Origin of the sequence: Phenylobacterium sp. (assembly GCF_036263695.1) — a bacterium.
Lineage (GTDB): Bacteria > Pseudomonadota > Alphaproteobacteria > Caulobacterales > Caulobacteraceae > Phenylobacterium.
Map to the genome: position 1 here is coordinate 1 of NZ_DATAGM010000367.1, position 5926 is coordinate 5926.

At 70.2% G+C, this 5926-nt stretch carries 5 protein-coding genes; 3 read left to right on the forward strand and 2 right to left on the reverse strand.

Annotation, left to right across the window (positions count from 1 at the left end; translation table 11 throughout):
• The 3 genes from ilvB to ppk2 all read left to right on the forward strand — a co-directional run.
• Positions 1-1375 (forward strand): biosynthetic-type acetolactate synthase large subunit (ilvB, locus tag VHK87_RS14950; RefSeq protein WP_329635686.1); only part of this gene is annotated, 1375 nt, incomplete at its 5' end.
• Entirely contained in the window at positions 1350-2579 is a 1230-nt protein-coding gene (locus tag VHK87_RS14955) for a PLP-dependent aminotransferase family protein (RefSeq protein ID WP_329635687.1), read from the forward strand. The genes ilvB and VHK87_RS14955, both read left to right, overlap by 26 nt.
• 208 nt (positions 2580-2787) lie before the next feature.
• A complete protein-coding gene (gene ppk2 / locus VHK87_RS14960; protein WP_329635688.1) occupies positions 2788-3558 on the forward strand; it encodes a polyphosphate kinase 2 in 771 nt (256 codons plus the stop codon).
• 128 nt (positions 3559-3686) lie between these two features.
• Here the strand turns inward: ppk2 and VHK87_RS14965 are convergent, their stop codons facing one another.
• Entirely contained in the window at positions 3687-4844 is a 1158-nt protein-coding gene (locus tag VHK87_RS14965; protein WP_329635689.1) for a DSD1 family PLP-dependent enzyme, read from the reverse strand.
• The coding region (locus VHK87_RS14970) for a D-arabinono-1,4-lactone oxidase (RefSeq protein WP_329635690.1) at positions 4841-5926 on the reverse strand (1086 nt) is incomplete at its 5' end. The genes VHK87_RS14965 and VHK87_RS14970, both read right to left, overlap by 4 nt.

The following is a 5926-nucleotide window of genomic DNA, read 5'->3' on the forward strand; positions in this document are numbered from 1 at the left end:
CTACCTGGTGAAGGACGTCGCTGACCTGCCGCGGATCATCCACGAGGCGTTCCATATCGCCACCAGCGGCCGGCCCGGTCCGGTGGTCATCGACATCCCCAAGGACGTCCAGTTCGGCAAGGCGACCTACCAGGGCCCGAACGAGGTCGTGCACGCCCACAACTACGCCCCGCGCACCCGCGGCGAGCCGGCCAAGATCGCCGAGGCCGCAGCCCTGATCGCCTCGGCCCGTCGGCCGATCCTCTACACCGGCGGCGGCGTGATCAACGCCGGCCCGCAGGCGGCCGCCTCGCTGCGCGAGTTCGCCAAGACGCTGGGCTGCCCGGTCACCTCGACGCTGATGGGCCTGGGCGCCTTCCCGGCCTCCGATCCCAAGTGGCTGGGCATGGTCGGCATGCACGGCTCGTTCGAGGCCAACAACGCCATGCACGACTGCGACGTGATGATCGCGGTCGGGGCTCGCTTCGACGACCGGGTGACCGGCCGGCTGGACGCCTTCGCACCCGGCTCGCGCAAGATCCACATCGACATCGACGCCAGCTCGATCGGCAAGAACGTGCGCGCCGACGTCGGCATCGTCGGCGACGCCGGCCAGGTGCTGGACGACCTGATCGCCGCCTGGAAGAGCCGCAACCTCTCGGTCGACCAAGCGGCCATGAGCGACTGGTGGCGCCAGATCGAGGGCTGGCGGGCGCGGGACTCGTTCCGCTACCGGCAGGACGACAAGCTGATCAAGCCGCAGTACGCGATCCAGCGCCTGTACGAGCTGACCCGCGACAGGGACGTCTACGTCACCACCGAGGTGGGCCAGCACCAGATGTGGGCCGCGCAGTTCTTCCACTTCGACGAGCCGAACCGCTGGATGACGTCCGGGGGCCTGGGCACCATGGGCTACGGCCTGCCGGCCGCCGTGGGCGTGCAGATCGCCCACCCGGACGCCCTGGTCATCGACATCGCCGGCGATGCGTCGGTGCAGATGACCATGCAGGAGATGTCGACGGCCGTTCAGCACGACCTGCCGATCAAAATCTTCATCCTCAACAACGAGTGGATGGGGATGGTGCGCCAGTGGCAGCAGCTGCTGCACGGCGAGCGCTACTCGCACTCCTATTCGGCCAGCCTGCCCGACTTCGTGAAGATGGCCGAGGCGTTCGGCTGCGTCGGCATCCGCGCCGAGAAGCCAGGCGAGCTGGACGACGCGATCCGCGAGATGATCAACGTGCGCCGGCCGGTGCTGTTCGACTGCCGGGTGACCAAGGAAGAGAACTGCTTCCCGATGATCCCGTCGGGCAAGGCGCACAACGAGATGATCATGGCCGAAGAGGCCCGCGATCTCGGCTCGATCATCGATGACGCCGGCAAGCGCCTCGTCTAGGGCCGAAGAGTCGCAGCTTGGCTCCGCGCCGCTCGATTGGGCGGCGCGGCTCGCCGGACGCATGGGCCGGGTGAAGGCTTCGGAGATCCGGGAGTTGCTGAAGCTCCTCGATCAGCCGGACATCCTCTCGTTCGCGGGCGGCATCCCCGACCCGGCGCTGTTTCCGGCCGACGAGATCGGCGCGGCCGTCCAGCGGCAGCTCGCCGACCCGGCGCTCGCTGGCCAGGCGTTGCAGTACACTGTGAGCGAAGGCCTCCCGGCCCTGCGTCGCTGGATCGTGGAGCGGATGGGGCGCTGGGGCGTCGCCTGCGGCGAGGCCAACGTCCTGATCACCGCCGGCTCGCAGCAGGCGCTGGACCTGATCGGCAAGCTTCTGATCTCGCCGGGCGACGGCGTGCTGGTGGACCGACCGACCTACCTGGGGGCGCTGCAGGCCTTCAACGCCTACGAGCCCGCCTACGTGGACCGCGATCAGGTCGAGGCGGGCGCTACGCCGGCGCTGGGCTACGTGGTGCCGGACTACGCCAACCCCACCGGCCGCAGCCTGACGCTCACCGAGCGTGAGGCCCTGCTGGACCTGGCCGAGGCCAGCGATTTCGTGCTGGTGGAGGACGCCGCCTATCGCGAGCTGCGCTTTGAGGGCGAGGAGCATCCACCCCTGCTGGCGCTGGATATCGCCCGCGCCGGCTCGATCGAGGCCGCCCGCACCCTGCTGTGCGGCACCTTCTCCAAGACCCTCGCGCCGGCCCTGCGGATCGGCTGGGTCTGCGGGCCGGCCGCGGCGATCGAGAAGCTTGTCCTGCTCAAGCAGGGCTGCGACCTGCACGTCTCGACGATCAACCAGCTCGCCGCCTGCGAGGCGGTGCAGGAGGGCTACGACCAGCACCTCTCGCGCCTGCGCTCCGCCTACCGCGCCAAGGGCCAGGCGATGTGCGCCGCCCTCGCCCGCCACATGCCGCCGGGCGTGACCTGGACCGAGCCGGAGGGCGGCATGTTCGTCTGGCTGACCCTGCCGGAGGGGATCGACGGCGCCGAGCTTCTGGCCAAAGGCCTTTCCACCGAACGCGTCGCCTTCGTCCCCGGCGCGCCCTTCTTCGCCACCGAGCCGCAGGCCAACACCATCCGCCTCAGCTACTCCCTGCCGAGCGAGGCGGACATCGACGAAGGCGTGCAGCGGCTGGCGCGGCTGATCGGGAGCGTGTGAACTCCCCCTTTCCTTTACCATTCATGGGAAAGGGGGGACCGCGCGCCGAAGCCGGCGAAAGCCGGCTGAAGAGCGCGGGGTGGAAAGGGCAGGCCGCAGCGCCCTGGATGGGGCTCGCCCCTTCCCCACCCGCTCTTCGCTGCGCTCGGCGGGCGGTCCCCCCTCCCCCGCTTCGCAGGGGAGGAACAGCCGAAGAAGGAGCCGCCCCATGCCGCGCGACGCAGACGCTGAAGATCCCGCCGATGCCCTGGAGGCCCTGCAGGTCGACCTCGTCACCAGCCGCATCTGGAGCGCCGAGCAGGCGCAGAAGGTGCTGGTGATCTTCGAGGGGCGGGATGCGGCCGGCAAGGACGGGACCATCAAGCGGCTCACCGAGAACCTGTCGGTCCGCAACACGCGCGTCATCGCCCTGCCGAAGCCCACCGATCACGAGAGGGGGCAGTGGTTCTTCCAGCGCTACATGCCCCACCTGCCGGCGGCCGGCGAATGGGTGATTTTCAACCGCTCCTGGTACAACCGCAGCGGCGTCGAGAAGGTGATGGGCTTCTCCACCCCGGACGAGCAGGAGCAGTTCCTGCGCGAGGCGCCTGTCGTCGAGCAGATGCTGCTCGATTCCGGCATGATCGTCGTGAAGTACTGGCTCGACATCTCCAAGGACGAGCAGGCGCAGCGGCTGGAGAAGAGGCGGACCGACCCGGTGAAGCGGCTGAAGATCTCTCCGCTGGACGCGGTCGCCCAGGAGCGCTGGACCGACTATTCCGCGGCGCGGGACGAAACGCTGAGGCGCACCGACACCGAGGAGGCGCCCTGGTGGTGCGTGCGGGCCGACAGCAAGAAGAAGGCGCGCCTGGCGGTGGCGCGCCATCTGCTCCGGCGCCTGGCCTGCCCGGAACTGAAGGACCGCATCGCCCCGCCCGACCCCGCCGCCCTGTTCCGTTTCGCGCCGGGGGCGATAACCGACGGGCGGCTCGCGCCCTGAACGCTGGAAGGAACAAGCGGCGCCGTTTGTGCAACCCGCTCCTCAACCTGCTCTCAAGCGTCTCCAGTCGGGACAGGTTTGCGGGCCGGGTCCTAGAACGAGCCCTTCGAAGGACCCGGCCCGTTTCGTCATCTGGACCGGCCGCGGGCCGTTATGGGCCAGATGTCGACTAGGGTATCGTCCCTCACCACGTGATAGCTGTCGTAGAGGTTCACCGTCGGATCGCAATGCGGCACGGCGAACGTGACCAGGCTGTCCAGCGGCAGGCGCGTCGTCCGCTCCGGACCGATCACCGCCCCATGCTCGTCGCCCATGAAGGCGTAGCGGGCGCCGTCGGCCCCTGAGAGGATCGGCGGCGGCCCCCCGTCGGTGGCGAAGGCCTTGAAGCCGGCGTCGACGGTGGCCAGGCCCGGCGCGTTGGCGCTGACCACCCGCGCGTCGACCATCAGCGAGGTGCGGTAGGGCGCGCCCCGCTCCGCGTCGGCGCCGGTCAGGTCGCAGTCCAGGTACTGGCGGTCCATGAAGACATAGGAGCCGACCTGCAGCTCGGTGAAGACGCCGAGCTCCAGGTCGATGCGGTGGGTGCCGGTGCCGCCGCCGGTGACCAGCGGCGCGGGCGCGCCGGCCTGCGCCAAGGCGTCCAGCACGGAGCGGAGGTAGGCGGTGCGCTCCTCGATGGCGGCGCGCCGCTCGGCGAAGCTTTCGATGTGCTGCTGGGAGCCGCAGTAGAACTGCACCCCGGCGTAGCGGAGGGCGGAATGGCCCTGGATGCGCATCGCCAGCGCCACCGCATCGGCCGCAGAGGCCACGCCCGTGCGGCGCAGGCCGGGATCGACGTCCACCACCACCGAGAGGGTCTGGCCGGCAGCCTGGGCGGCGCGTGCGAGCGCGTCCACGGCGTCCGGGTGGTCGGCGGTGACCATCAGGCCTTCGCAGCGGGCGTTGAGCGCGACCAGCCGCTCCACGGCAGGCGCCGACACCACCGGCGAGGTGATCAGGATTCCCGAGACGCCGCCGTCGGCCAGGGCCTCGGCCTCGCCGAGCTTGGCGCAGCACTGGCCGACCGCGCCGGCGGCGATCTGGCGTTTTGCGATGTCGACGCTCTTGTGTGTCTTCGCGTGGGGGCGGAGGTTGACGCCGGCCTCGGCCGCGTGTCCCGCCATCGTGGCGATGTTGGCGTCGAGCGCCTCCAGGTCGAGCACCAGCGCCGGCGTGTTGAGCGAGCGGCGCGAGCCCTGGCGGCCGATCAGATGGCCGTGCAGCTTCCAGTCGGCGGACTCGCTCACGAGAACAGCTCCGCCAGGTGCGGGTTGAGGAACTTGCCGGCGGGGTCGTGCTCGCGGCGCACCTGCCGGAACCGCTCGGCGGCCGGATAGTGCCGGTCCACCTCGTCGCGCGTCAGCGTGTGCCGCTTGCCCCAGTGGGGCCGCCCGCCGGCCGCGCGGAAGATTGCCTCGCCTTCCTTGAAGAGCTCGCGCCAGGGCATGCGTGCGAACTGGTGCATGGAGACCGAGGCGCAGTCGCCGCGGTTGAACGGCGACATCCAGATGTCGTCGGCCGCGGTCCAGCGGAACTCGAAGGGGAAGGTCACCGGCAGGTCGTTCTTGCGTATCCACCCGATCGCCTCCGATAGGGCCGCCAGCCCCGCCTCGCGCGGCAGCTCGTACTCCATCTCCTCGAACGGCACCGTGCGGTCTGAGGGGAAGATGCGGTGGGCTGGCCCCACGCGGCGGGTCTTGCCGGAGCCGCGGACCAGCAGCTTCTGGAGCGTGGGCGTGAACTTCGGCGCCGCCGCGGAGAGTTCGCAGCAGAGCCGGAACACGGTCTCATCCACCTGCCCCGCCTCCTTGAAGCTGCCGTCGTCCTGCGCGGGATGGAGGAATTTCACGATCGCCGTGTCGGAGTGCGGAAAGATCCAAAATTCGGCGTGGCGCCGCTCACCGGCCCAGCCGACGAAGCCCTCCAGAACCTCCTCCATCGGCCGCCGCTCAATTCGTTCTTCCAGGTAGTAGGCCGGCAGCACCTCGATCTCCACGGCCAGCGCCACGCCGAACAGGCCGAGCGACAGGCGCTGGGCCTGGAAGAGATCGTCGCGCTCGCCGGCGCCGCAGGTGACCACGCTCCCGTCCGCCAGCATCAGCCGAAAGCGCCGGGCGATGTTCGAGAGGCTCTTCAGCTCACCGCCCGTGCCGTGGGTGCCGGTGGCCAGCGCGCCCGCCAGCGCCTGGTTGTTGATGTCGCCCTGGTTGGGCAGGCAGAGGCCCTCGTCCCACAGCGCCCGGGTCAGCCGGTCCAGCGACCAGCCGGCCGGGGCCCAGGCGGTGCGGCGGTCCGAGGCGACCTGCAGCGTCCCCTCCAGTCCGGTGAG

What these genes read in the sequence shown, in the direction of transcription:
- ppk2 (WP_329635688.1), top strand. Translation starts at nt 2,788, where the DNA reads ATGCCGCGCGACGCAGACGCTGAAGATCCCGCCGATGCCCTGGAGGCC.
- VHK87_RS14955 (WP_329635687.1), top strand. Translation starts at nt 1,350, where the DNA reads ATGACGCCGGCAAGCGCCTCGTCTAGGGCCGAAGAGTCGCAGCTTGGC.